The organism is Kribbella voronezhensis, assembly GCF_004365175.1.
Classification (GTDB): domain Bacteria; phylum Actinomycetota; class Actinomycetes; order Propionibacteriales; family Kribbellaceae; genus Kribbella; species Kribbella voronezhensis.
Window position 1 is genome coordinate 2,582,708 of sequence record NZ_SOCE01000001.1, and the last position, 25,397, is coordinate 2,608,104.

Genomic DNA, 25,397 nt, shown 5'->3' on the forward strand with positions numbered 1-25,397 from the left:
CGGATCCGGTCTGATGTGGCCGTGAGCCGTAGCTCGCTGTAACAGTGCGGCCATTACAACGATGATCAGGGCATGGCGTGCGCACTGGGCAGCACGGTTGACGCCTCGTCAGGCCGCTGACGGCAGGTTGCGAGCAACCGTGCCGCACGTGGGGCGCCCGAAATGTGTGAGGGCCAGGGGATGTGATTCCCGCAGAGCGGGAGCAGTTGGGGGATGTTATGGGGGTAGAGACGCCGCGGACTGTGACCCGCACAGAGTTGCTGGAGATCCGAGAGGGTGAGTGGCGCCGACGTATCGAGGTCGTTTCCCTCGCTGCCGAGGTTCTCGACCAAATCGATCCTGCGCATCGCGAGCAAGCGCTGATTGCCCTCGGCCAGCTGTACAAACGCCAGTCTGGAGCAGCTGAGCGGGTGCGGCTGCTTCGACGCTGGCCGTCCGTGTTTGTGCTGGCGATGGCGGGGGTGGCAGCCGATCATTACGAGCGCGGGACTTTCTGGCCGAAATTGGTATCGCTTCTGGGAGTCCGCAATGAGCAGGTATTCCACACTGAGTGGGGAGAGGCCTTCCTCACCAATCTGCACCGTCTGCGGCTGCCAACTTTCGATGACGGCGACGGTGAGACCGGGTCCAAGTACGTTGGCCGCATCCTGATCCACGCTGGGATGCCCACGTATTGTCTCGGTGACTTCTTCAAGATCTTGACCTACAAACGAAGCGTTGTCCCGGGCCTGACGCCCGAGGGCTTCGTGTCCTGGGCAGCTACCAGAGCCGCAGGTATCGGGTTTCAGAACGTGGACGTGCCGGTTCAGCGGTTCCTGCGCTACGGCCGAGAGTTTGCCGTCGATGTAGTCGACCGCGCTTTCGATCTAGTCGACGCCGTTGCGGCTGGCGGTGCGGGCGAAGACGTTCCGTTGCCGCAGAGATACCGTGCCGCGGCGCGCAGATTCAACCGGGAGCGTGGGATCACGCCCCTTCGTGGAGAGGGCGCTACTTCGGTCAACGGTGATGTCCAGCCGCTGCTCATCTTGGACCCCTTCGACCAGGGCGTGCTGCTGCGGCTTCCGCCCGTTGGTGACGCTCCCGACGGGAAAGCAGCGTGGCTGGTCAGGCTTGATGACCAGACCAGGAGGGTTCCGACGCAGGCCCTGTGGCATGGTTCAAATGAGCCAGCCCCAGCGACGGATGTTGCTATCGATTCACCTGTGCGGTCTGCGGCGGTTGCGCTCGTCGGTCGCGAAGATCTCCAGGTCGTCCTCCCTGTGATTGATGCCAATGACCCGATGCTGGCGTTCGGGGAAGACGGTGTACTTCTCCCCCCAGGGCTTCCGGTGCCCGCTCGGCCGACCTGGCTGCTCTTCCCCGGGGAACCGAGTTCGCTTGAGATCGTCGGCGAAGCGGTTCAGATCTCGGAGAGCCCGCTGCCGCCTGGCTGGGCTGGTTGGTGTCTCCTCCAGCTTGATCTTCGGCGAGCGAGTGGGCTTTCCGTCGGAGGCACCAGTCGAGCTGTTCGCGACCGAGCATCGGCTCGAATCGGCTCCGAAGAGCCTTTGCGTGGCGTGCGAACCTCTGGCGGTCATGCGATTGTTTCCTCGCTTCCTCACATCCAGCTTCCTGAACAGCTCGAAGGCGCGGAATGGGACGTTGCGCTTCTCGACTCGACGGGTCATCCGCTTGCACAGTGGAAATCCTCGGACTGCGAGGCTGGACCCAACTCTGTCTGGGATGCCATTCCACGTCCTGTGGTCGGCACATTCACGGTCCGAGTCCGCGGACCATGGGGACGTGGAGCCACCCGGACCTTGACTGTCATGGAAGGCCTTGGCGTAGGTTTCAGCCCGCCTTGGCGCCGATTCACTTCAGGCGGTTTGCAGAACTGTGTCGCGCGGCTGAAACTTCCGGCCGGCGCTACCGCGGCCCGCAGTGTGATCGAGTTCGCCGAGCACGAGCGGGAGCACTACGTCCGCGTTGGTGCCAGCGACGAATTTCGCACGCTCGTCGTGAGTCCTCCGCATATGTCTGTGTCCTATCAGTCGTCGGAGACGATCACTAATCCGTCGATTCGTCCGCTGAGGCTTTTCCGAGAAGACATCATCGATCAGCCAGGCGTACTGGTCCTGAACCTGGATGCTGATGCCGAGCCGAAACTGCACGTCCTCACTTCGGCGGGTGATGTTCAGGTCGTTGAGCCCACCTTCGGCCGAGCAGGCATGTTTCACTTCAAGCTCGCTCGGATTGTCGATACCCTCACCGCGAACCCGCAGGCGAAACTAGCGCTGACCGATGACGGCAACATGGTCATAGCGACGATCCGCCCGCGGAAACTCTTCAGTCGCATAACACTGGGTGACGGTGTCCTTGAGCTCGAAGACTGCGTCAATGTCGAAGGTCTTACGGCACTGATCTACGCCACCCGCGCACCATGGCGGGCCCCCGCGGTGGTCCCGGTGACTGAGGGGCGGGTGCCCTTGCCGGAGTGGCTGGTTGATGCTGGTCCGCTCCGTGTGTTGGTCCGTGTCGACGACCCGTGGGCGCCACTTCCCGTGCCAGGGTGGCCGGAAGGATCACGGGTCACCTTTGTCGAAGCCGACGGCTATGTCATCGACGACGACCCTGAAGCAACCGCGCTGTCGGCGTTCCTCTCGGGCCTGCGGGAGTTCCCAGCATCCATCGAGGATTTCACCCGCCTGTGGTCGGTACGCGGACTGCTGGTCCAGCTCGGAGTGGGCTGTCGCATCGACGACATTGCTCATGCGATCGACACAGCGGTACACAACGACCCGCGTGCCGCACTTCTTGCACTGACCAGTTCTCAGGCGCCGAGCGACGCCGTCCCGAACCTGATAGTGCGGGCCCATCTCGCATGGGCCGACCTGAAGGATGCACACGATGAGCAGGCACCTGAGTGGTCTTTGCGCGGCGCTCTTCCGGCAGCCCTTCTGTCGGGGGCCGATGCCGAGTGGTCCGCGGACGAGGTGGAGGCCGCAATCGATGTCTGTGGCGACGTGGTGAGCGAGTTGCTCGTCGGGAAAGACAGATTCGCTACGGTGGGTCGCCTGGACGCGGCGGCAGACGTTTTCGATCGGGAGCCGGTGATGCGCGCAGAGTTTGTTCGTCAAGCGGGCTTGATTCCCCAGGGCTTGCTGTCTGGAGAATCCCGAGTGATCGCGGCAATGCAGCTGGTCAACGAGCGCCGGGACCAGCGCTTGGACTGGTTGATGAGACATGCACACAAGATTCTTGTCGAAACCGACCGGATGATCAGAATGCTCGGCAATCCAGTTGCCCAGGCTGCGTTTGACGCGCGACGCCATCCGACCGCGACAGGAGGTTGGCGGGTCGTTCCGTCGATCTCATTGGGGTTTGCGCTCGCCGCACGCAATGCCGCGCGCGGTAGCGAGCTGGCCGGAGGCTGGCTTGATCGCCAAGCGCGTGTGTGGACCGACCTGGCCAAAGTCGTTCCACAACTGGTCACAATCGATCTGATCGTCGCCGAGCTTCTCACGGCAAGCTCATTTACCAGCAAGAGCCAGGAGACAAAGCAGTGACCACGAGCATCGACGGTATCGCCACGGCCGACGAGATCAAAAGCACGTACCGGCGGTACTTACAGTCGCTTCTGGCAGTGCGCGATGCGAAGATCGGTGCCGCATTGAGAACGGCGATCGACCAGACGCCGATGCTCGACAAGGGGCCGTATCTCGAAGCGACTCCACCGTACGCTCCCGGCCTGTCCGTTCAGGAACTCATCAGGGCAGGTGTACTCACCCCTGGCCTTGCCGAACTGGCCAGCGAAGCGCTGCCTCTCGACCGTGCCCTGTACATTCACCAGGAGCAGGCCATCCGGAAGGCCGCTGACGGCCGCAATGTTGTCGTTGCGACCGGCACTGGTTCCGGCAAGACGGAGTCATTTCTCCTGCCCATCCTGGACAGTCTGGTCCGCGAGCAGGAACGGGGCGAACTGGGACCTGGCGTGCGGGCGCTTCTCCTCTACCCGATGAACGCACTGGCCAACGATCAGATGAAACGCCTTCGGCAGCTGCTGGCGGGATATCCCGCGATCACGTTCGGCCGGTACACCGGCGACACCGAGAATGATTCTCAGCGTGCCCGAGAGGCTTTCGGCGAACTCAACATCGGTGAGCCGATGCTTCCGAACGAGCTCCTGAGCCGGCAGGAGATGCGCGCGACGCCACCGCATCTGCTGCTCACCAACTTTGCGATGCTTGAATACTTGCTCCTGCGTCCCCTCGACATGGATCTCTTTGCGACCGGAGACGACTCCAAGTGGAGATTCATCGTCGTCGATGAAGCTCACGTGTACGACGGAAGCCAGGGAGCCGAGATCGCGATGCTCCTACGGCGTGTCCGTGACCGCGTCGCTCGCGATCGGCCGATTCAGTGCATCGCTACATCGGCGACCGTGGGCGGCGACGCTGACCCGCAAGAAGTCACCCGATTCGCATCGAACTTGTTCGGTCAGCCCTTCGAGCACATCGATGGTGCACCTGACCGGCAGGACCTTGTGACCGCCACGCGTGTCGATGCGCCGGCTGGGCCGTTCTGGGGCCCGCTGTCGGCGCGCGACTACATCGGACTGACTCAATCCGAGAACAGAGACGCAGCCGTCATGGCAGCAGCACGCCACGCCGGATGGCAACCAACTGGTTCTCGCCAGACGACGGCAGCAGACGCGCTGCTCCACGAGCACTCTCTGGCGATGCTCCGCAGCGCGCTGGCCGCTGGCCCGCAGACCTTCGACGAAGCTGCATCCACGATCTTCAGCGCAGGGCCTGAAGGTGCCGCTGGATTGGCGGCGATGGTCGAACTTGGCAGTGCTTTGCGCGCGAAGGACGGGACGACGCCGCTGTCGGCGCGGTATCACCTCTTCCTGCGAGCCACTGAGGGTGCTTTCGCTTGCCTGTCGTCTAAGGGACCGCACGTCCACCTCGCACGGCACGAGAAGTGTCCGGACTGCTCCGCCGCGGTCTTCGAGGTCGGGTCTTGCAAGCGGTGTGGCGCCGTCCATGTCGTCGGTACGCCGACGCCGGAGGATGGCGTTTTGCGTTTCCGTCCGCGGAAGGCGGGCAGCAAAGGCACCTGGATGGTGCTCGGTGAGCAACTGGCACTGACTGACGAGGACGAAGATGCCGTTGCCGACGATGGCGTAGATGTCACGGCTGATGACGCCAAGTTGTGTACCGCTTGTGGAAACATCGAAAAGCCGGGCGCAGGGATATGCAAGGCCTGCGCATCCGGTCAGCTCCGTGCAGTACGACGACTCAAGCAGAGTGGCGAGGATATCGCAGGCTGCCTGGTCTGTGGGGCACGTGGTTCGGGCACAGTACGCGTCTTCGAGACAGGTTCAGACGCTAGCGGCGCGGTCATCGCGACGTCGCTCTACCAGAAGCTTCCACCGAGCGCCGATCTGAGTGAGGGGCAACGGCCTGGCGAGGGACGGAAGCTGCTGGCATTCAGTGACAGTCGCCAGGCTGCGGCCTACTTCGCGCCGTACCTCGAGGACTCCTACGCGCGTCTGCAGCGCCGGCGTCTCATCACACAGGGTCTGGTAGCGGCACGCGCTGACGAGGAACCTGTGGCGCCCGACGACGTCGTGTTCACGGCGCGCGCTGCTGCGTCAGCCGTCAAGCACTTCCATGGAGGTATGACCGCTCAGCAGCAAGCTCGCGTCATCGCTCCGTGGGTGATGGCCGAGGTACTTGCTACGGATGATAGGCAGTCGCTCGAAGGCCTTGGGCTGATGCGTGTTGCCCTCTACTGCGATCCGAGTTGGCAAGCACCGCGCCCGTTGATCGATCTGGGACTGACCGAGGATGAGGCGTGGGCCTTCATCCAGGAACTCTTGAGATCGGTGCGGCAGCAGGGCGCAGTCACCATGCCAGACGAAGTACCCCCCAACCACGAAATCTTCGCGCCACGGTTAGGACCGATTCGGCTCCGACTTTCAGGTCCAGAAGCCGTCCGCAAGGTGCTTTCGTGGCTGCCAGGTAAGGGAACCAACCGTCGCGTCGACTACGCACAGCGCGTACTAGACTCCCTAGGCGTCGATGGCGATGCACGGAAGCTGCTGAACGGCATCTGGAGCTTCCTGACCGCGGCACATACGCCGATTCACTGGCTCAAGCCGGCCACCGAACGTGGCCTCGGTGTTGTCCATCAGATTGACCACGAGCGCCTGCGGCTGAGCTGGGTCACCGATGCCGACCCGGTCTATCAATGCGATGTATGCCGTCGCATGGCGCCGTTCTCGGTACGTGGCGTGTGCCCAGCGATCGGATGTGATGGAACGCTCGAGCAGTTCGTACCACCGGTGCAGGATGAAGACCATTACAGGTCGATCTATCGGTCAATGCATGCCGTCTCCCTCAAGGCGATGGAGCACACGGCGCAATGGTCGAATACCGAAGCTGCGGCTATCCAGCAGAAGTTCATTCGTGGCGATGTGAACACGTTGTCCTGCTCGACGACCTTCGAGCTGGGGGTTGATGTTGGTGATCTCCAGGCGGTGTTCTTGCGGAACATGCCCCCGAGCACTGCTAACTACCTCCAGCGCGCCGGCCGTGCAGGTCGCCGCTCCGGCACGGCCGCCTTGGTGGTGACCTACGCGCAACGTCGGTCCCATGATCTGACTCGGTTCGCCGAGCCTGAGGTCATGATCGCCGGGGCGGTCCGAGCGCCCTACGTTCCACTCGCCAATGAGCGTATCGATCGACGGCACGCGCACTCCGTTGCGATGGCCGGATTCTTCCGATGGCGCTTCGAGTCCACAGGGCGGATCGACAGGACTGCGGGGGAGTTCTTCCTCTCTGACAACGGCCATGACGCCTCGGTAACGTTGGTGAAGGGCTATCTGACCCCTGTACCTGGCGAGATCACAGAGGCACTCCGCCATATCCTCCCCGTCGACGTCGCGAGCGAGCTGGACGTAGATGGCGGGACATGGGCGGCCACGCTGATCGAGCTCCTCGATACGGTTCGCGCCGAGCTCGAGAACGAAGTAGTCACTCTCGAGCAGCTCCAAGACGAAGCCGCGCGGAGCCAGAAGTTCCAGTTGGCACAGCGTTACCAACAGGTTGGCAACACGCTTCGCAAGCGGGAGCTCCTTGGTTTCCTGGCCAACCGCAACGTTCTGCCGAAGTACGGCTTTCCGGTCGATTCCGTCGAGTTGCGTACCAATCTCGGCTACACCGGCCGCGCCGGCGCCAACCTCGACCTGACGCGGGACCTGTCGCAAGCGATCTATGAATACGCACCGGATGCAACTGTCGTAGCCGGCGGACAGCTGTGGACGTCCCGCGGGATATACCGGCTTCCTGGGCGTGATCTCGTGGAGTATCGGTACCACGTGTGCAAGCGCTGCGGCGGGTTCAGACACGGCGTCGAGCATGTCGAGCCCGCTTGCGAGCACTGTGGGGAGGTGATGCAGTCGGCCCCCCGGACTTTGACGATTCCGGAGTACGGGTTCGTCGCAGGGCGAGAACCGCAAAAGCCGGGACCGCGACCGCCTCGACGTTCTTGGAGCGGCGCGGTCCATGTCCTCGCCCAGCCTGCCGAGGCCAGGTCTCACAAAGCGCCGTTTCACGGCGGAGAGATCGCGGTCACTGTCGGACCGCGCGGCCGCCTTATCGCCGTAGCTGACGGGCCCTCCAGCAGGGGCTTCTGGGTGTGTGACTGGTGTGGTCACGGCGCAGCCAGGATCTTGCATCCGAACAAGCCACCAAAGCACAATCACTTGCTCAAGAATCTGCCTTGCTCCGGCCCGCAGCGACCGCTCGACCTCGGCCACGACTACGAGACAGATCTGCTGACACTTGACGTTGGCCTGCCGGGTTTCCGCGGTGAGCAACAGGCGTGGAAGTCAGTCCTTTACGCGATCATCGAGGCAGCGTGCGACGTGCTCGAAATTGCGCGCGGAGACATCGGGGGTTCGCTGTCACCATTCGGTGTCAACCAGTGGTCTGTGGTCCTCTTCGATGCTGTTCCCGGTGGCGCGGGCCATGTGCTGCAGATCGAGGCCAACCTCGATCGTGTGCTCGACGCTGCCCTGCTGCGTGTGAGTACATGCGAATGCGGTCCGGAGACCTCGTGCTACGGCTGCTTGCGCAGCTACGGCAATCAGCGCGATCACGACGAACTCTCTCGGGGCGCCGCCCAACAGATCCTGCACAGGCTCCTCGTCAACGCTGGCAATGAGCCAGAGCATCCGGAAACGACAAACAGCAACGGAGCGGCGGCCACGCTGTGACGTCCTCCGAGTCACTGCACGTCGTGTCTCATTCATGGCCAGAGCTGTAGGAGACTCTTGTGATCGATCCTAAGGACCTCGCGCGGCGAGGATTCGAGAAGGCGTTGATGTCGCAGCAGGCGTTGGCTGTGGCCAACGTCGGTCGTCTTCGCCGTATTCATCCTGAGATGAGTCCGCATGAACTGCTCAGGTACCTCGACCGCGCCTATTTGATCGCGGTCACTACGTCGGGAGGTGCGGCGGGGGCGACTGCCTTGGTTCCGGGTGCGGGTATGCCCGGAGCATTGGTCGACATGGCGGCGTTTACGGAGGTTTCCGTTCTCTACGTACTCTCGTGTGCTGAGGTGCATGGGCTCCACTCGGAAGACCTGGAGCGCCGACGGTTGTTGGTACTGACCGTCCTTATGGGCGACAGCGCTACCGGAGCCCTCAGGAAGGCGGTCGGTCGAACCGGACCCCACTGGGCGAGGCGCATCGTGACCGCGATTCCGATGACGACAACTAATCGTCTCAACACGCTGCTCGGACCTCGGTTCATCACGAAGTACGGGACGAAACAAGGGCTGCTGGTGTTGAGCAAACAGGTGCCGCTAGGAATTGGTGTATTACTAGGAGGCGCCGGCAACCATATGATCGGTCGCGGCGTCCTTGCCTCTGCACGCAAAGTCTTCGATGAGCCCCCGGACAGTTGGGATCCAGCGCCACCAGCTTCTGGAAGGACGACACGATGAGCCATCCTGCCCTAGGCGCGCCAATCTGGCGGAGTACTTTCGAGGGAGTTGGGTTCAGGTCGAGCGGCCAGTTAGGAGCGATGCGGGCTCGTGTTGAGGATGTCGACGCCACGGTGTTGGAGGACGGGCTCGGCCGCCTCAGCATGATGTTCACTCAGGTCGGGCGGCGCTCGGCGATGCAGTACGAGGTCGCCGTGCCGCTCGACGTAACCGCGCAACAGGTGGCTCAACTGCTGGCCAGCGCCTTCGAGCGAGCACACCCTGAAACCCGCGAGAAGTCCACGGCCCCAGACTCTCCCGCCGAACAGGGGCGTGTCCGGGTGGGCGGTGCACTCGTTGAGCGTGAGCAGGCGTTCGAATGGGCGCGTGAATACCTGACCGGATCATCGGCTTGGGCATATCCCGCGTATGACGCGTACGACGCCCGGTCCGCCCCGGACAGTATCGAGGACGCTGATCTGCTGGCCCCTGTGCTGCTCAATGTCCACCGCTTGACCCTGAAGGCCTACTACGGTTTGCAGCAGCAGCGCAACCGATTGCAGGAGTGCCTCGCGGCGATCCCTGAGGACGCCGAGCTGGCCAGCGCTGGAGACGACGACCTGGAACCGATCCGCCTGCTGTTCGCTGTGCTCGATGCTCCCGGGATCCCGGACGTGCAAGGAACGATCCTGGCCAAGATTCTGCACCGCAAGCGGCCAGGCTTCATCCCGCTCTACGACGAACGCGTCCGCCGCTGCTACCAAGTCGGTCCTCGAGCACCGCTGCCCGTCAGACGAGGTCGGCCATGGGGTGAGTTCTTCGTCGCCCTCGCGATGGCCATGCGCAAAGATCTGGTCGATCAGTACGACACCTGGGCCGAAATCGCCGACCTCGCTTCGGATCCGCCGATCAGCCTGCTGCGCGCGCTCGACATCGTCGCCTGGCGTGCCGGCGGCGATCGGTCGCCCACAGAGTTGCCGGATTTGCCGGGAACATGAATCAACAAAGGCAGCTCTGACCCCCACGTTCTGGGTTAGCCGGCCTCGACGCTCGGGACAGAGCCATGAGACGTGACTGGCCGATTTGCCTAGCGATCACAAAGCGTCCTGGGACTCCCCCGCCAGTCGCCGACTCAAACTTTGACAGCGCCGCGCTGTTATAACCGCTCATTACTACCTGGCCAGGTCCGTGTGGGTATGTCATATATCCCACGGCGACTGCAGACTGCTCAGGCGGTGTGGGCGACCTTTGAACGCGCCATGAGAGTCGACTCCAACTCGTCGAGCCTCATCGCCCAAGCCGGCCAGGGCGGATCGATCCATTCGAGTTCCTGCTCCTCGTCGCCGACCATGACGACCCCGACGCGCTCACCCTCGTCCCAGAACGCGACTGCTTTTCCGTTGCCGGCAAACCTGATTCGGAAGTAGGCACCCTCATGTCCTGCGTAATAGGCGGCCACCGCGACGCGGCCTAGCATCTCCCGCGCCCGACCGGCCGTCAGGTCGCTCACCGGCGCAGTGATGACGAAGGTGGTCGACGGATACGCGCCGTGCCCAACCCGTCGAACCTGCTCCTGTCGCCACTCGACGGACGACCGCGTAATGCCGTAGGGAGCGATTACGAGCTCTAAGATCTCGACGTCTGTAGTCGGAGCAGCAGCCTGTTCCAGCGCTCCCAGCAGTCTCGGAGCCATCTGAAGATCGCCAGCTGCCTCGGCGAGACCATCAACGTTGACCCCGAACTCGTCATCGGTGAGCAGGTAGCGCACCATATTCTGAAGCCCCGCAAATCCTTCTTGCTCAGTGATGTGGTCGGCGGACCCGGCCAGACCGCGCAAGGTAGTAGTCCGAGCGCCAGCATCAGCCAGTACGCTGCGCACCACCGAGGCCGTCTCGTCGTCGAACCTCGATGCAAGGCTCTGGCCTCCTGGTTTGCCCCAGAGGAACATCCAGGTTTTGGCCTGCGCGGGGATTGCCCAACGCGGCGATACCGCGTCTCGCTCCAAAAGTCGGACAAGTAGATGGTTGAACACAACCGCATTGATCGCGGCAGGGATCGGGCCTAGCTCATCGATGAAGTCTGCGTCGTCCAATGCCGCGGCATACCGGCGTACGAATCGATCGAAGGCCATCCTGGTCCGCGTTGTTACGGGCATATGCTTGCGAACCAGCTCGTCTTCTAGCTCTTCGTCGGCCTCCTGGCCGTCCGACGAGAGTCCGACGTCGCCCTCCTTCGCGAGGTCCTCCTCACGCTCAACATCCAGCTGTCTAGTGTCCAAGCCCAGGTCTCCTAGACGGCCGCCGATCGCCGCCAGGACGATCTGGATATCCGTGGGAGGCAGACCTGCGGTGTGTCCGCGGCTTAAGTAGCCGCCATATCGCGGGTCGCGCCGCACGCGGTCCCAGTCGAGATCCCCTAAAGCAATCGGCTCATCGCTGCCGGCTGGTCTGCTTTCGCGCCCGATGTTCGGTTTGGCGATGCGCCACACTGCTTCACGGTCGATGATGAGTGTTTGGTCAAGCTCGCGCAGCAGCTCAAAGAGTTCGGCATCCTGCTCCGGAAGATCGGCTAGCCGCGGCAGATGCTCGCGCTGACTGGCCTTATCGAGTCGACCTTTCAGGTGAGCGACTTGGTACGGCCAGGTGGAGCTGCTGTAGTCGTCGACTCCGTCGATACGAACAACCACTCGCCCTCCTTCGGAGATGAGAGCAGCCGCGTTGGCGGTTAGGGAGACTTGCACCGTCGGGCCAACTAACCGCTGGGACCCGATCTCCACAGTCCGCCCTGCGTGGTCGGTGATTTGGAGCGTTGCCCCCGCGGCCAGCGGCTCGCTGAAGATAATCGTCAAAGTGCGTCCGTCCAGCCTGCTCCAGAGGACTACTGGATTGCCCTGGTCATCTTCGTCGGCCTCTCCATCGGCGAAGGCCTGGTAGCTGATGGGAAGAGAGGCGATGTCTCTGACCGCGGTGCGGACCAGGTGGGAGTAGATGGAGTCGAAGGATCCGCGTGGTCCGGTGGTTATGACGCCGATCTCGATGTTGCCGCTACTCGCAGATTGCAAGAGAGCGCTTCGGGAGAGGTTGGCCGATCCGCTGAGTAAGGTCTCCTCCCTCGACTGGATTAGATGCACCCACTTGGCGTGGATGTACGCCGCCGGCTCGCCTTTGACCTGAACTCGTTCCACGATCGCACGCGTCGCGCCGTCCAGCGATCGCTCGATTGCGGCCGGATCTGCCGAGGTCGCGTCTGTCACCAGGAGCCGGACCTGCTTGGGGTTGAAGACCGCAACAAGTTCTTTCAAGGCAGCGCAGTCCGAATCATGGAAGGGAGCGTGGGCGATCAGCTCATTCACCGGCCCCTTGACCCTCGAGCGCAGCCGGTCGATCAGAGGGCCCGTGAAGTTCCCACCTATTGCCGTTGGCAGGCTCGGCGATTCGGGCAGCCAGTTCGACCCGCCCCACGCCATTTGCAGCAACTCCACCACTGGGGAGTCCACCAGCTGGCGCTCGGAGAGAGCGTCCACGAACATCCGGGCTGCGGCAAACTCGTCGAGGTGCTGTGGTTGCTCTTCGCTGTACGCGAAGACACGCCACAGCTCACCCGGCGACGCATAGCCGTCATAACTGAGGTTCCCGGAACCGACGACGAGCCGGCCGCTCGCAGGACCAAGCAAAAGTATCAACTTGCCGTGTGCGGCCCTCACATGACGGATTGGGGCAACAACATACGCCTTGTTGGCCGAACGGTGTCGCTGCCCCGTGCGAGCAGCCTCCCCGAGCCTGCTCGCCAGCTGTTGGCTGTCCGCGAGAATCATCCGGAGGGGGACTTGGGCCAGTTGGCTCATTAGCCGGGTCTCGAAGAACGTCAGGTTGGCGCCGTACGTACAGATCAGCGCTGTCGTCCACTGCCCTTGTAGGAGATCAGGGACAACGAAGCTCGGCTGGACCTCCGTGCTCATACAGGCTCGGATCCGGAGAACTCGTAAGCGGCGGCTGCCTCGTCCAATGCACCCGAGGGCAAGTCGCCGTTCGCCAGCAGCGCGCGACCTGTGGCGGTGAGTGAACGATCAGGTTCACGGAACGTGGAGACCCAGCCAAGCTCGTGAACAATGGTGCTGAGGGCAAGGAACCTGCTGTCATTGAAGACTGCCGGCACCTCCTGCGGAAAGAACCGGAGGTTGTCCCCGACCCTCCTGACCCTGTAGGTGTCGTCGGGAAGCTTGGCTGTCGCGACGCGCTCGTGTTGCACAATGACAAAATCCTGGATCAGCCATTCGGCGAGTTCCGCGAGTGTCGGCTGCCGGAGCAATCGTTGGTTGAGAAGGTGCATGAAGCGGGTCATGCCGATACGCAGAGCACCACCTTCGGACAGCAGGCCGCGCTCCTGCGCATACTCCGCGACCCGTGATGGAAGCCCGAACCTCTCCCGCAGCAGTAGGACCAGAGCGATGAGTGCCAGTAATGTCTTCCCGTCATCGAGGTCGTAGTCACGGCACGCGACGTACAGGGCGTGCTCGTCAAGAGCTTCGTTCCGCGGCCAGATCTCATCGGCTGACGCGTCGAGATTTACTTCGCCCTTGAGGTAGTCCAGGAAGTCCGACACGGCGGTCTCCGCCTCGACTTCGGGAAGGTCCAGTCCCAGGTCTTCATCGTTCACACTTTGGTCCAGAGACTCAGCCACAAGTTCTCGGAGCCTGATCCGCGACTGTAGGGTCAGGCCCGCATCGGTTTCGAGTAGCCCGCGTCGCGTGAGCCAGCGAAGTAGCCGGTTGAACGCGTATCCGAAGTACTCACGTCCCTGATAGACGCGCCAGCGCCGAGCCACGTCGACCAGTTCAGTACGCGAAGTGTAGACGTCGCCTTCTAGAGCGCGGAAGTAGACGAGCTGGCGGAAGTCCTGCTCCTTGATCGCCTCGGCTGGCGTGCACTGACTGAGGTCGAGCAGTAGGCGCAACGTCTCGCCGCGAGAAGCGATCTCAGCCGGAGCGCCCGAGTGCAGGAAGAGGTCCTGCAGGAGGGGTAAGTCGTAGTTGTTAGCAATACCGAGTTGGCACAGGCACCCCTTGCGAGCGAACTCGACAAGGACGTCTCGTGCGACCGGGGCAACGAGATCGCCATTTTCGAGTCTGGCAGCGAGTCGCGAGTCGCTCACCGCGGCGCGATATGCCGCTGCCAACCCTCGCCCATACGGAGTGGGTGCGTCGAAGGGGAACCCGTTAGTCGGCCTCGCAACTACAAGTACGCCGGTGAGTTCCATGGCCGATCGGTAGTAGAGAGAGTATCCACCGAGGGCTTCCTTGATGTAGTCGAACTGCGGATCGAACGCGGTGTCGTTTGCTCTTGAACCAACCCTTCTGCTGCCGACGACGTTGGCCACCATCGATTGATGCTCTGGCGCATCGCAGACGTGGCAGGCCATGGCGAAGAGCGCTTCTCGCGGTCGGTAGAAGTTCTGAAAGGCAGAACGCGTACGTAGCAGATCCGTTGCCCAGAAGTCGTCAAGAATCCATGAATAGAACGACCAATAGCGCGGGTGAATCGTCAGCACGTTGATGCCGGGTGACAAGGTCGGCAGGATGCGATCCGAGCTGACCGACCCAAGACCGAGGTGATCTTGACCTGACTTCGGAGTGAACGCGCGGGCTCCCCAGACTGGACCAGTGTCGGCCCAGCCCCAGGTAGTGCTCTGAGGCTTACGAGTCATCGCCCTCCTCCGACTGATCATCGACCATTACTTGTAGACCCCGTAGACCTCGTCGTCCTCGAGGTGGATCCTCAGCTTAATTTGACGCCTGCCGACAGGCTCGGCAGAACTCGGTCTGAGTTCTCCGCGTCAAAGCCTGCGTGACCCCGGCCAGAAAATCTCAAACAAGGGCAGATCAGCGGTTCGTGGTGAGGTGGGCCCGGCGAAGACGTTGACTCGGCTCGCTGGACGGTCCAGTGCCACCGTCAGGGATACTCCCTCGATTCGCGCTGTGTCTTCTACAGGAACAGGTGTGATGGTTGCGAGTATCGCAGCTGATTCCGCCGTGCGCTGTGCCGACGGCGAGCCGATCTGATGGAGGCCACTGGCCGTTTTACTGACCGGAATGGATGGCAAATGGTGCGTAACGACGCGCATTGACGACCACCTTAGCGGGAAGTCTTTGCAGGTCACGGGCATGTTCGGACAACCTTGGCAAACGTCGAGATGCCTGGGAGGACAAAGCGGTGGTTAGGGGTTGGAGTCCCCTCGTCGGCTCTCTGACCAGGGCATATGCTCCGGAGGCAATGAACTTCGAGGCATAACTCATCACTTACTCGTCGCTATCGAGCCGATGCCCAGACCGGTGCACATTCGCTATCTGGCGGCATTGCGAACAGCGCGGTACGCGAGGCTGTCGGCAGCCTTGATGAGTGGCTGGTAGTCGTCCACGAGACTGCGTGGTTCGGTGTCGAGGTCGGAGATGTGTGCCAGGTGCGCAGCTCGATCCGTACGTCCTCAGCTTCGGGCTGTTATCTAGCTGGCTGCTGATCTCCTCGATCAAGCCGACGACATCCTCCCGGCGCGCTTGCTGCTGATGCGTGCGAACGAAGTCACGCTTGGCTCGGTTGAGCACGTGCGCCGTGCCGCGGTCGACGTCGTACCGGCGGCATTGTCACCGCCGTTGACAGCATTTACGTAGTAGGTCGTAGCGTCATCGGTGCTGCTAGCAATGGCCAGGATCAGCAGAATACGGCGGACTGCCAAGGCCTGGGGATTGTACTGGACGACCGTCTGGCAACCATCGCGATCCGACCGCCCCGGTCCTCGATTGGTAGGCCTCGGCAGCAGTTTCATCAAGGAGAAGTGAGCGACGGGCGTCGCCGCTCCTTGCCGGACCGCCGGTGGGCGGACGGACGAGAGACTCGCCGGCGGTGACCTTCCGTGGCGCTTATCGTGCGGTCAGGTGTGGCTTCGCAGGGAAGCACGCGCAGCGAAGGGGGCTTCATGCTTACTCGGTACGGAATCGGCCGGCTGGCGCGTTCGGTGGTCGCGCTCGGCGCCGCCACCACGCTCACGATCGGCGGCACAGTGACCGCGAGTGCTGCCTTGCCGAGGGTCACCGGCCCGACCGTGGCAGGGACCGCCAAACCGACCTCCGCCAAGTACACGGCGCTCAACGGCGGCGTCACCGACGGCACTTACTGGTACGCCGTCGTGTCGGAGCACGCCAAGTCCGGCACGAAGCTCTACGACTCCACCCAGCTGATCAAGACAAAGCTGTACGCGACCAGCCCGACCAAGGTCGCGGCGTTCCGGATCCGCTCCGGTCACCACACGAACCTGCTCGGGCACGGCAACGACATGGCCTACAACGCTGACACCAAGCGGTTGCTGATCCCCGCCTGGACCAACGACGACTCGGTCCAGGGGGCCACCCAGGGGCGGGCGATCCGGATCATCAACCCCGGCACGCTCGCGATCGAGAAGACCGTGCTGTTGCCGCATACAACGACCGCGCTGTGCTACGACGCGGTCAACAACCGGTACGTCGGCGGCACGCTGAATCAGTACTACGCCTACAACAGCGCGTTCAAGCAGACTGGGAAGTCGGCGAAGCTGACGATGACCGGCACCGGGCAGGGCATCGATTGCGACCAGAGCTACGTCTACGTGATCACCAGCCCCAAGGGCACGCAGAAGACCAACCGCATCTTTGTCTACAACTGGTCCTTCAAGCTGGTGCGCACCTACGAGTACGCCTCTGGGTCCGAGAGCGAACACCTCACCCACCAGCACGGCACCTACTACCTGGGCTTCAACATCGGCGCCGGCCGGCTCTACCGCCTGGACGGCTTTCAGTTCACGGTGACGTACGCCGCCGCGGGTGGCAAGGGCTCAATGTCGCCCACCGTGGTCCTCTACGACCGCTCGACGGCCCTGCGGAAGAACACCTTCACCCGCTCCGGCTACACCTTCGCAGGCTGGACCGCGAAGCGGTCCTATGACAACAAGACCCGCTACCAGAACCCGAAGGACACCAGCAAGACCGGCTGGTACGCCGCCGGCCACCAGCCGAGTGGCTGGAAGCCATACCTCTACAAGAACGGCACGGCCGTGCTGCACACCACCCTGCGCGGAGCCGTCGCGCTCACCGCGGTCTGGCGCACGGCGTAACACCAGCTTGCCTTCCCCGGTCCGTCGGTTCCTGGTCAGAGCCGACGGATCAGGGTCGGAGCGGGAAGGCGAGGAGCGGAACCAGGCGGTCAGGTGGGGCGAAGGTTTCGTCGATCGGTCTCTCCGCGCGAGGCATCTGAGCTACCTCACGCGTCGGCTATCGCGATACCGGCAGTGTCTCGGCATCGGTCAAGATCGCCCTGGTGGTGTTGTTGGCCGCTCAGTGGTACGCCGCGGCTGGGACCGCGCGAGCCGGCGGCTGCCGGGTCGATCGTCAGGGAAGGGTGCGGGAGGGGAGGGAGCGGCGGATTTCTTCGGCGGCGCGGGAGGCTCGGGTTCCGGTCGGCGGGTGGGTGCTTCCGCGGGCTGAGGTGAGGCTGTCGCTGGAGAGGTTGTTGCCGTGCAGCCGGATGATCGACAGTTGCCAGCGGCTGTTTCGCGGGGCGGATCGGTAGATCATTTCGACGCCTGCGATCTCGGCGAGTGGGACCGCTAGGTGCGTGATGCCGCGACGGAGGTCGATGGTCGGGAGGTAGAGGTGCTCCGCGTCGATGCGGATCGGACGAGCGGCATTGATTCCGAGGCACAGCCAAGACAGCGCCATCGCGTATCCCAGCAGTGACAGCACCAGGGCGACGGTGGACCAGATTTGGTCGCTGGTGTTGGAGGCTGTGAGTCCGGCGGCGACGACCAGGACGTCGACTGCCAGCATCCCGGCGAGGAAGATTGTGCCGAGGATGATGTTCGACAGGGGGAAGAGCACGCCGGCGTGGAATCGCCTGGCTGTGCGGGGGACGGACATGGTTCAAAGCGTGACACAGCGGTCAGTGGGATGTCCTGCGTAGGCGGAGGGCCGAGAGCAGGAAGAAGATTCCGCCGAGGAGTGCATAGCCGGCTAGGGGTTTGACGGACGGGTTGTTGCCTGAGGCCATCAAGATGAAGCTGGCGCCTGCGAGGGTGGAGATTCCGCCGCTGAGGATCATCGGCCATTGGGCGCCGAGGCGGTAGCGGAGGATCGCGACGGTCAGCTGGACGAGGCCGGCGGTGATGGCCCAGGCGCCCCAGATGCGAAGGACGGCGGGGGTGCCGGAGGTTGCGGCGAAGGCTAGGGCGATCGCTGCGAGGAGACTTAAGGCCATGTTGAGATACAAGGGTTTTCGGCCGGCGGTTGAACTGCGGAAGTCCGTGACGGCTGCGGCCAGATCGACCAGTGGGTAGAGGACCAGGAGCGTGACGCTCGCCGGGTTGAGGCTCGAGGCGGTCACGGTGAGGAGGATCGCCCAGACGAGGGCGAATCCGAAGCGGGCGTAGTACAGCTTGCGCAGTGTGGGCAGCATCGAAGTCCGGCTTCCAGGAGAAAGAACGATCGGTCTACTTGAGACTCCACCGACAGGCTCGACGATGTCAAGACCGATCGTTCTGTCTGCTAGCCTGCGGGGTATGTCGGAAGCACGGGCGCGGCTGCTCGGTACGGCGAGTAGGCTGTTCTACTCCGAGGGGCTTCACTCCGTCGGGATCGATCGCATCCTGAGCACCGCGGGGGTGACCCGGGCGACGCTGTACCGGCATTTTCCGAGCAAGGACGACCTGCTGGTCGCCTATTTGGCGCAGGCCGACGACGCGATGCGCGAGCGGGTGGCTGCTGTTCGGGCTCGGCAGACAACGCCCGACGAAAAAGTACGGGCGGTCAGCCAGTTGATTGCCGATGACATCCAGAGCACCGGTTTCCGGGGGTGTGCGTTTCTCAACGCTGCCGCCGAGTATCCCGAACCGGCCCATCCGGTCCACCAGGCGGTCCAGAAGCATCGGGAATGGTTTCTGGCCACGATGACCGAGCTCTTCTCCGACACCGGGAAACCCGACGCGGACGCGGCGGCCCAGCACTTCGTCATGCTGCGCGACGGCGCCATGGCCGCGGGCTGTCTGTCCGATCCGAAGCCGATCTGCGAGACGTTCCTGCGCGGGGTCGAAGGGCTGCTGAAGTACCGCAGCCGTCAGGCCGGCTAGCTCGCTGCATACTCCGATCCAGGCTGGGTACCGGTACTTGCTTTCGACAACGGCCACCGCCGGGTCGGGGCCTCGGCCGGTGAGGTTGCGACATCAGCCATCAGCAGCGGTCGAGGTGGCAAGGAAAGAAGTTGCATCATGTCCGACCGGGTTCTGACCGCCGCCCCGATCTGTGGCCACGGCCATCTGACGGCCCATGTCGCGGTCCTGGATCAAGCACTTGCCGTCCTGATGGACTGGTACGAACTGCCTCCCCTGGAGGCCAAGATCCAACTCTGCGCCTGGGCTGTCCGCTGCGACGTCTCCGCGTGCGAACTGGCTGGGGCGCTGGTCAACGGCGTCTGTCTGGGCAGGGCAACCGCTGGCCACGGCGCTGTGGTCCGCGAGCTGGAGCAGTTGCTCCGCGAGCTGCCTGGGCTGCAGGCATCTCCATGAGGTGAACAGTGGTTACCGGGCGTGCGAAGCGGGTACCGGCCGTCTGCCTTTCGACTACGGGAGAGCAGATGAGCGATCGGACGGAGACTCCGGCGGAAGCGTCTGCCGGGGATGCGCTGCGCGAACGGGTGGTGATCTCGCTGCGGCCGATCGGGGCTCCGACCTCGATCGGGTTGTACGGTCTCGGCGCCGCCAGCTGGGTGCTGGCCGGCCTGCAGCTCGGCTGGATCCCGGCCGCGGAGGGTAAGAAGGTCGCCCTCGTTCTGGTCGGCTTCGCGTTCGTCGCTCAGTTGCTTGCCTCGATGTTCGGATTCCTCGGCCGGGACGGAACAGTCGGTACTGCGATGGGCGTGCTCGCGCTGACCTGGCTGGTCACCGGCCTGATCCTTCATGCGTCCTCGCCTGGTGCCACCAGCGACGCACTCGGGCTCTTCCTGCTGTTCAGCGGTACGACGATGTTGCTGCTCAGCATCACCGTTTCGTCGACCAAACTGGTCGTGACCGCTGTCTTCGCGGTAGCCGCGATCCGCTTCCTTGTTGCCGGGGGCTACGAGTTGAACGGCAGCACCGGGTGGGAGCACGTCAGCGGTGTTCTCGGCCTGCTGCTGGTGGTGATGGCCCTGTACGCCGCGTTCGGTGCCGGACTCGAGGATGCACTCGGACGAACCGTTCTCCCGCTCGGCCGCCGCGGTGAAGGCAAGGTGGCGGTCCAGGGCAGCTTACTGGAGCAGGTACGGAAGGTGACCAACGAACCGGGTGTGCGCACGAAGCTGTAGATGTCGGGAAGGAGACTTCGATGGGCGATCGGATCGCCGAGATCTGGGGTAGCCGGACGCCGTATCCGGCCGGCGGCGACTGGCCGGCGCGGGTGGACGAGTTCGTCGAGGACGGTGTCGGAGCGGACGGTATCGACTGGGTGCAGTCGGCCTGCGTGCTGTGCTCCAACGGGTGCGGGATAGACATCGGCGTACACGACGGCCGGATCGTCGGGGTTCGGGGACGGTCGGAAGATCGCGTCAACCATGGCCGGCTCGGGCCCAAAGGGCTGTTCGGCTGGCAGGCGAACAACTCCCCCGACCGGTTGACCACTCCCCTGGTGCGGCGTGACGGCGAGCTCGAGCCGGCCTCGTGGGACGAGGCCTTGGACCTGGTCGTCGACCGAAGCAGGCAAGTGCTGGACGAGCAGGGTCCACTCGGTATGGGCTTCTACACGAGCGGACAGCTGTTTCTCGAGGACTACTACACCCTCGCGCTCATGGTCCGCGGCGGCATCGGTACCCCGCATCTCGACGGCAACACCCGGCTGTGCACCGCCACCTCCGACTTCGCCCTGAAGGAGACGTTCGGCACCGACGGCGCGCCCGGATCGTTGACCGACTTCGACAACTGCGACACGTTGTTTGCCGTCGGCCACAACATGCCGGAAACCCATACTGTGCTGTGGTCGCGCATGCTCGATCGCCTGCAGGGCCCGGACCGCCCGAAGCTCGTGGTGGTCGATCCCCGGCGTACCCGGATCGCGCAGGAGGCCGACGTACATCTTGCCTTGCGCAACGGTACGAACCTTGCCCTGCTCAACGCAATCCAGCACGAGTTGATCGCGAATGGCTGGGTGGACAAGGAGTTCGTGGACGCACACACCGTGGGCCTCGAGAAGCTCGCGAGCACCGTGGCGGCGTACCCGCCCGAGCGGGTCGCCGAGATCTGTGGGGTCGAGGCGGACGACATCCGGGCCGCCGCCCGCATCATCGGCTCCTCCGAACGCCTCGTATCGACTTGTCTGCAAGGTGTTTACCAGTCGCATCAGGCGACGGCGTCGGCCTGCCAGGTCAACAACATCAACCTGTTGCGCGGCATGATCGGCAAACCCGGAGCATCGGTCTTCCAGCTCAACGGGCAGCCGACGGCGCAGAACACCCGCGAGACCGGCGCGAACGGCGATCTCACCGGCATGCGGAACTGGCAGAACCCTTCACACGTGGAAGAACTCGCGAAGCTGTGGAATCTCGAGCCGGCGCAGATCCCGAGTTGGGGACCGCCGACGCATATCATGCAGATCCTGCGGTACGCCGAGGAAGGCTCGGTCCGGTTCCTCTGGATCACCGGCACGAACCCGGCCGTCTCACTGCCCGAACTGCACCGGATCCGCTCGATCCTCGGCCAGGACAGGTTGTTCGTGGTGGTCAGCGACCCGTTCCTGACCGAGACCGCCGAGTTCGCGGACGTCGTCCTCCCGGCGGCCATCTGGGGTGAGAAGACCGGTACGTTCACCAACCACGATCGCACGGTCCACCTGTCCGAGAAGGCCGTCGAACCGCCCGGCCAGGCCCGCCCCGACATGGACATCTTCATCGACTACGCGAACCGGCTCGGTCTGAAAGACAAGGACGGCCGGCCGCTGATCAAGTGGCGTACTCCGGAAGAGTGCTTCGCCGCCTTCGGCGAAGCAACTCGCGGTCGGCCGTGCGACTACTCGGGGCTCTCCTACCAGAAGCTTCGCGGCGGAAGCGGCATCCAATGGCCGTGCACCGAGGACAGCCCAGAAGGCACCGAGCGGCTGTACTCCGATCACGTCTTCAACACCCAGCCCGACTACTGCGAAGACTACGGCCACGACCTGCTCACCGGCGCGGCCCACGAACGCAAGGACTTCACCGACCAGCAAGCCGACGGCCGTGCGATCCTCAAGGCCGCCGATTTCTCGCCGCCTCACGAGCCACCCGACGACGACTACCCGCTGCTCTTCACGACCGGCCGTACGGCGTACCACTTCCACACCCGCACCAAGACCCGCCGAGCACCTCAACTCCAGGCCGCAGCACCGGAAGCCTGGGTAGAGCTCGGTACTACGGACGCCGAGCGACTCGGCGTCGCCGAGGGCGACTTCGTCCGGGTCGAATCCCGGCGCGGCTATCTCGAGGCCAAGGCGCGGGTGACGGATGTCCGGGAGGGCGTCGTCTTCGCTCCCTTCCACTACGGCTACTGGGACAAGGCCCCGCGGAACGGGGACGCGCCGACCGCGGCGAACGAACTGACCAGCACCGAATGGGATCCGGTGTCCAAGCAACCACTGTTCAAGGTCGCGGCGGTCCGGGTGACCAAGGCCGGACGGCCCGTGGAGGAACGATCATGAAGATCGACCAGGCAATCCAGGACGTGCAACGGGCCGAAACGGAGTTGGCGAAGCGGCTCCGGCTGACCGGCGAACGCCATGCCGTCGAACACGATCTCTTCCACCTCGGCCACACGCTCGCTCGCAAGTGCGCGGAGCACCTCGATCGGCTGGCGACGGTGGCCGGCAAGTACGGCGTACAGGCGGAGTCGGCACCGGCCGCCGAGTCGCCAGGTCTGCTGGAAACCGCACGGCACAAGGCTTCCGAGCTCCTCGGCCGGTCCGAACTGACCGGCATACTCCTGCTGCGAGATCTCCGCGAGCTCTATCTGCGGGCCCAGGAGGCCGAGATCACCTGGGTCATCCTGATGCAGGCAGCCAAGGCCTGCCGCGACTCCGAGTTGCTCGACGTTGCCACGCAGTGCCATTCCGAGACGGAGATCTGCGGGAAGTGGCTCCGCACCCGGATCAAGGAAACCAGTCCCCAAGTCCTCGCCGTCGGCTGAGCCGGCGGCGCGGTCCCAGCTCACCCTCGGAGCACGCTCGGGAGAAACCATGAACGACTTCAACCAGGCCAAACAGCCCAAGAGCATCCTTGCCGGCCCGTACGGCCATCCGTTCCACCCGGTGATGGTGACCGTTCCGATCGGCGCCTGGGTCGCCAGCGTCGTCTTCGACATCATCGCCTTCGCCAGCTCCGGCGACGAGAGCGTGTTCAGTGAAGGCGCCTACTGGTTGATTCTCATCGGCATCGTCGGCGCGGTGGTGGCTGCGCTCTTCGGGTTGATGGACCTCCTCGTCATCCCGCGCGGCACGCCTGCCTTCCGGACCGGGCTCACCCACATGGCAGCCAACCTCACCGTCGTCGTGCTGTTCGTGGTGAACTTCGTGATTCGGGCCGGCCAAGGGTACGAGGAGGCGAGTGTGGTCGGCTTCGTGATCAGCCTGATTGCCCTTGCGTTGCTGGGTTTCTCGGGCTGGCTCGGCGGTAAGCTGGCCTACCACTACGGCGTACGCGTCGCCTCGGAGGAGACCCAGCGCGAAGGATTCCGGTAAACGTCAGAAGCCGACTTCGCCAGGAAGGTAGGTGGGAGTACGCCGCGCGTGGGTGTGCTGTTCGAACGCGTAGGCGAGCTTCAGCAGCACCGGTTCCGACCATGCCGTACCCATGAAGGTGATGCCGACCGGCAGCCCGAAGGTGAATCCCGCGGGCACGCTGATCGCCGGATACCCGGCCAACGCGGCGGGCAGCGAACTACTGCCGAGATAGCTGTCCCCGTTGACGAGGTCGATCTTGCCCGGCGGAGCGCCGGTCGGCATCACGAGCGCGTCGAGGCGATGCCGACGCAGTACGGCGTCAATGCCTTCGCCCCGCGACAACCGATGATTGGTCGCCAACGCTGCCCGGTACTCCGACTCCGAGAAATCGAGCTGCTGAACAGCTTCGAGCCCGTCCTGTTGCACATAACGAAGTTCGCGGTCGCGATGATCGCGGTTGAAAGCGATCAGCTCGGCAAGGTTCCGAGGATGCTCGCCAGGCGTTGACGACAGGTAGCTGTTGAAGGCTCGCTTGACCTCGAACGCCTGCACCACAATGGATGTCTGGATGTCCTCGAGCTGCCGCGCGGTCGGAATGTCGGCCGGGTCGACGATAGTCGCACCGGCCCGCCGCATCGTTTCGATCGCCCGCTCGGTGATCTCGTCGGCATGATTGCTGTAGCCGAAGTACACCTCCCGCGGTACGCCGATCCGCGCGCCCCGCAAGCCGTTCGGGTCCAGAAACCGGGTGTAGTCGGTGTGGAACCGGCTCCCCGCGGTCGCCGGATCGCGCCTGTCCACGCCGACGAGGGCGCCGAGCACGACAGCGGCGTCGCGCACGGTACGGGCGATGGGGCCGACGCTGTCCTGACTCGGCACGCCCTGGATCATTCCGCCGCGACCGACCAGGCCGACGGTCGGCTTCACCCCGACGACCGAGTTGGCCGCCGCCGGATCGACGATGGAGCCGTTGGTCTCCGTACCGATCGCCGCGACGCAGAGATCGGCAGCCGCGGCGACCGCGGATCCGGAGCTGGACTCGTTCGGCGACCTGTCCAACTTGTACGGATTGCGCGTCTGACCACCGCGAGCACTCCACCCCGCGTGATGTGTGAGCGACATGCCGCCGGCCCACTCACTGAGATTCGTCTTCCCCAGCAGTACTGCGCCTGCCGCACGAAGCCGCGCCGCCACGGTCGAATCAACTCGCGGGCGCGCCCCCTCCAACGCAGAGGAACCCGCAGTCGTGTGCATCCGATCCGCCGTGTCGAAGAGATCCTTGATCAACACCGGCAGCCCATGCAACGGACCGCGAACCCCACGACCGCGTCGCTCACCATCCAGCCGCCGCGCCTCCCGCACCGCGTCCGGATTGACCTCGATGACAGCCCGGAGCCCCGGCCCGCGCCGATCGACCTTCTCGATCCGATCCAGGTAGTACCGGGTCAAGCTCTCCGCCGAGATCCGCCCAGCCGCCATCCGCTCGGCCAACTCAGCGATGCCGACCTCGCCCAGCTGCGCCTGCGCTTCCGGCGCGAACCAAGGTGCCGCCGCGACGACCGCCGCACCCGCCAGTACACCGCGCCGCCCAGCCGTGATTCCGTCCAGTCTCATGGTCCACCTCTGTGTCGGGCTTCCAGCTCACCCGACGTCGGCGCACCGGCCCATCCCCCGCGCACCACGCGGCAGTAGC

The 25,397-nt window shown here is 63.9% G+C and carries 16 protein-coding genes; 11 read left to right on the plus strand and 5 right to left on the minus strand.

All coding sequences use genetic code 11. The features are described 5' to 3' along the window. Nucleotides 1–242 precede the first annotated feature (242 nt). From EV138_RS11705 to EV138_RS11720, 4 genes are all read left to right on the plus strand, one after another. The gene (locus tag EV138_RS11705; protein WP_133978573.1) at nt 243–3,545 is read left to right on the plus strand and encodes a hypothetical protein; all 3,303 of its coding nucleotides are present in this window, start codon (nt 243–245) and stop codon (nt 3,543–3,545) included. Next, nucleotides 3,542–8,263: a DEAD/DEAH box helicase gene (locus EV138_RS11710; protein ID WP_133978575.1), complete on the plus strand. Its 4,722-nt coding sequence runs from the start codon at nt 3,542–3,544 to the stop codon at nt 8,261–8,263. The genes EV138_RS11705 and EV138_RS11710 overlap by 4 nt, the downstream gene beginning before the upstream one ends. Nucleotides 8,264–8,322: 59 nt before the next feature. After that, a complete protein-coding gene (locus EV138_RS11715; RefSeq protein WP_133978577.1) occupies nt 8,323–8,994 on the plus strand; it encodes a hypothetical protein in 672 nt (223 codons plus the stop codon). Nucleotides 8,995–9,074: 80 nt separating this feature from the next. Then, nucleotides 9,075–9,971 (plus strand): DUF6308 family protein, encoded by an 897-nt coding sequence (locus EV138_RS11720; protein ID WP_133978579.1) that lies wholly within the window; start codon nt 9,075–9,077, stop codon nt 9,969–9,971. Nucleotides 9,972–10,201: 230 nt separating this feature from the next. On the opposite strand, the gene EV138_RS11725 is transcribed toward EV138_RS11720, so the two are convergent. Both EV138_RS11725 and EV138_RS11730 read right to left on the minus strand, forming a co-directional pair. Next, on the minus strand, nt 10,202–12,931 hold the full coding sequence (locus EV138_RS11725) for a phospholipase D-like domain-containing protein (RefSeq protein WP_133978581.1): 2,730 nt from the start codon (nt 12,929–12,931) through the stop codon (nt 10,202–10,204). Beyond that, a complete protein-coding gene (locus EV138_RS11730) occupies nt 12,928–14,538 on the minus strand; it encodes a hypothetical protein (RefSeq protein WP_202866693.1) in 1,611 nt (536 codons plus the stop codon). The genes EV138_RS11725 and EV138_RS11730 overlap by 4 nt, the downstream gene beginning before the upstream one ends. Before the next feature lie 1,404 nt (nt 14,539–15,942). On the opposite strand from EV138_RS11730, the gene EV138_RS11735 reads away from it, so the two are divergent. After that, a complete protein-coding gene (locus EV138_RS11735; RefSeq protein ID WP_133978582.1) occupies nt 15,943–17,112 on the plus strand; it encodes an InlB B-repeat-containing protein in 1,170 nt (389 codons plus the stop codon). A gap of 274 nt (nt 17,113–17,386) precedes the next feature. Here the strand turns inward: EV138_RS11735 and EV138_RS11740 are convergent, their stop codons facing one another. After that, the gene (locus EV138_RS11740; protein WP_133978584.1) at nt 17,387–17,914 is read right to left on the minus strand and encodes a hypothetical protein; all 528 of its coding nucleotides are present in this window, start codon (nt 17,912–17,914) and stop codon (nt 17,387–17,389) included. Between the two features lie 22 nt (nt 17,915–17,936). Then, a complete protein-coding gene (locus EV138_RS11745; protein ID WP_133978586.1) occupies nt 17,937–18,449 on the minus strand; it encodes a hypothetical protein in 513 nt (170 codons plus the stop codon). Nucleotides 18,450–18,552: 103 nt separating this feature from the next. On the opposite strand from EV138_RS11745, the gene EV138_RS11750 reads away from it, so the two are divergent. The 6 genes from EV138_RS11750 to EV138_RS11775 all read left to right on the plus strand — a co-directional run bounded on the left by EV138_RS11750 (nt 18,553) and on the right by EV138_RS11775 (nt 23,722). Beyond that, complete coding sequence (locus EV138_RS11750) at nt 18,553–19,119, plus strand: TetR/AcrR family transcriptional regulator (protein ID WP_133978588.1); 567 nt, start codon at nt 18,553–18,555, stop codon at nt 19,117–19,119. Nucleotides 19,120–19,257: 138 nt separating this feature from the next. Then, nucleotides 19,258–19,554 (plus strand): hypothetical protein, encoded by a 297-nt coding sequence (locus tag EV138_RS11755; protein ID WP_133978590.1) that lies wholly within the window; start codon nt 19,258–19,260, stop codon nt 19,552–19,554. Between the two features lie 68 nt (nt 19,555–19,622). Next, entirely contained in the window at nt 19,623–20,330 is a 708-nt protein-coding gene (locus EV138_RS11760; RefSeq protein ID WP_133978592.1) for an acetate uptake transporter family protein, read from the plus strand. 20 nt (nt 20,331–20,350) lie between these two features. Next, a complete protein-coding gene (locus tag EV138_RS11765; protein ID WP_133978594.1) occupies nt 20,351–22,687 on the plus strand; it encodes a molybdopterin oxidoreductase family protein in 2,337 nt (778 codons plus the stop codon). Further along, nucleotides 22,684–23,172 (plus strand): hypothetical protein, encoded by a 489-nt coding sequence (locus EV138_RS11770; protein ID WP_133978596.1) that lies wholly within the window; start codon nt 22,684–22,686, stop codon nt 23,170–23,172. The genes EV138_RS11765 and EV138_RS11770 overlap by 4 nt, the downstream gene beginning before the upstream one ends. 49 nt (nt 23,173–23,221) lie before the next feature. Continuing rightward, nucleotides 23,222–23,722 (plus strand): DUF2231 domain-containing protein, encoded by a 501-nt coding sequence (locus EV138_RS11775; protein WP_133978598.1) that lies wholly within the window; start codon nt 23,222–23,224, stop codon nt 23,720–23,722. A 3-nt stretch (nt 23,723–23,725) separates the two neighbouring features. Here EV138_RS11775 and EV138_RS11780 read toward each other — a convergent pair whose 3' ends face one another. After that, nucleotides 23,726–25,318, minus strand: coding sequence for an amidase (locus EV138_RS11780; protein ID WP_133978600.1), 1,593 nt, complete (start codon nt 25,316–25,318; stop codon nt 23,726–23,728). Nucleotides 25,319–25,397: the final 79 nt, after the last annotated feature.

Bases quoted from the DNA above. Each gene is read 5' to 3' on its own strand.
- EV138_RS11720 (WP_133978579.1), top strand. From the start codon at position 9,075: ATGCGGGCTCGTGTTGAGGATGTCGACGCCACGGTGTTGGAGGACGGG.
- EV138_RS11725 (WP_133978581.1), bottom strand. From the start codon at position 12,931: ATGAGCACGGAGGTCCAGCCGAGCTTCGTTGTCCCTGATCTCCTACAA.
- EV138_RS11735 (WP_133978582.1), top strand. From the start codon at position 15,943: ATGCTTACTCGGTACGGAATCGGCCGGCTGGCGCGTTCGGTGGTCGCG.
- EV138_RS11740 (WP_133978584.1), bottom strand. From the start codon at position 17,914: ATGTCCGTCCCCCGCACAGCCAGGCGATTCCACGCCGGCGTGCTCTTC.
- EV138_RS11745 (WP_133978586.1), bottom strand. From the start codon at position 18,449: ATGCTGCCCACACTGCGCAAGCTGTACTACGCCCGCTTCGGATTCGCC.
- EV138_RS11750 (WP_133978588.1), top strand. From the start codon at position 18,553: ATGTCGGAAGCACGGGCGCGGCTGCTCGGTACGGCGAGTAGGCTGTTC.
- EV138_RS11755 (WP_133978590.1), top strand. From the start codon at position 19,258: ATGTCCGACCGGGTTCTGACCGCCGCCCCGATCTGTGGCCACGGCCAT.
- EV138_RS11760 (WP_133978592.1), top strand. From the start codon at position 19,623: ATGAGCGATCGGACGGAGACTCCGGCGGAAGCGTCTGCCGGGGATGCG.
- EV138_RS11765 (WP_133978594.1), top strand. From the start codon at position 20,351: ATGGGCGATCGGATCGCCGAGATCTGGGGTAGCCGGACGCCGTATCCG.
- EV138_RS11770 (WP_133978596.1), top strand. From the start codon at position 22,684: ATGAAGATCGACCAGGCAATCCAGGACGTGCAACGGGCCGAAACGGAG.
- EV138_RS11775 (WP_133978598.1), top strand. From the start codon at position 23,222: ATGAACGACTTCAACCAGGCCAAACAGCCCAAGAGCATCCTTGCCGGC.
- EV138_RS11780 (WP_133978600.1), bottom strand. From the start codon at position 25,318: ATGAGACTGGACGGAATCACGGCTGGGCGGCGCGGTGTACTGGCGGGT.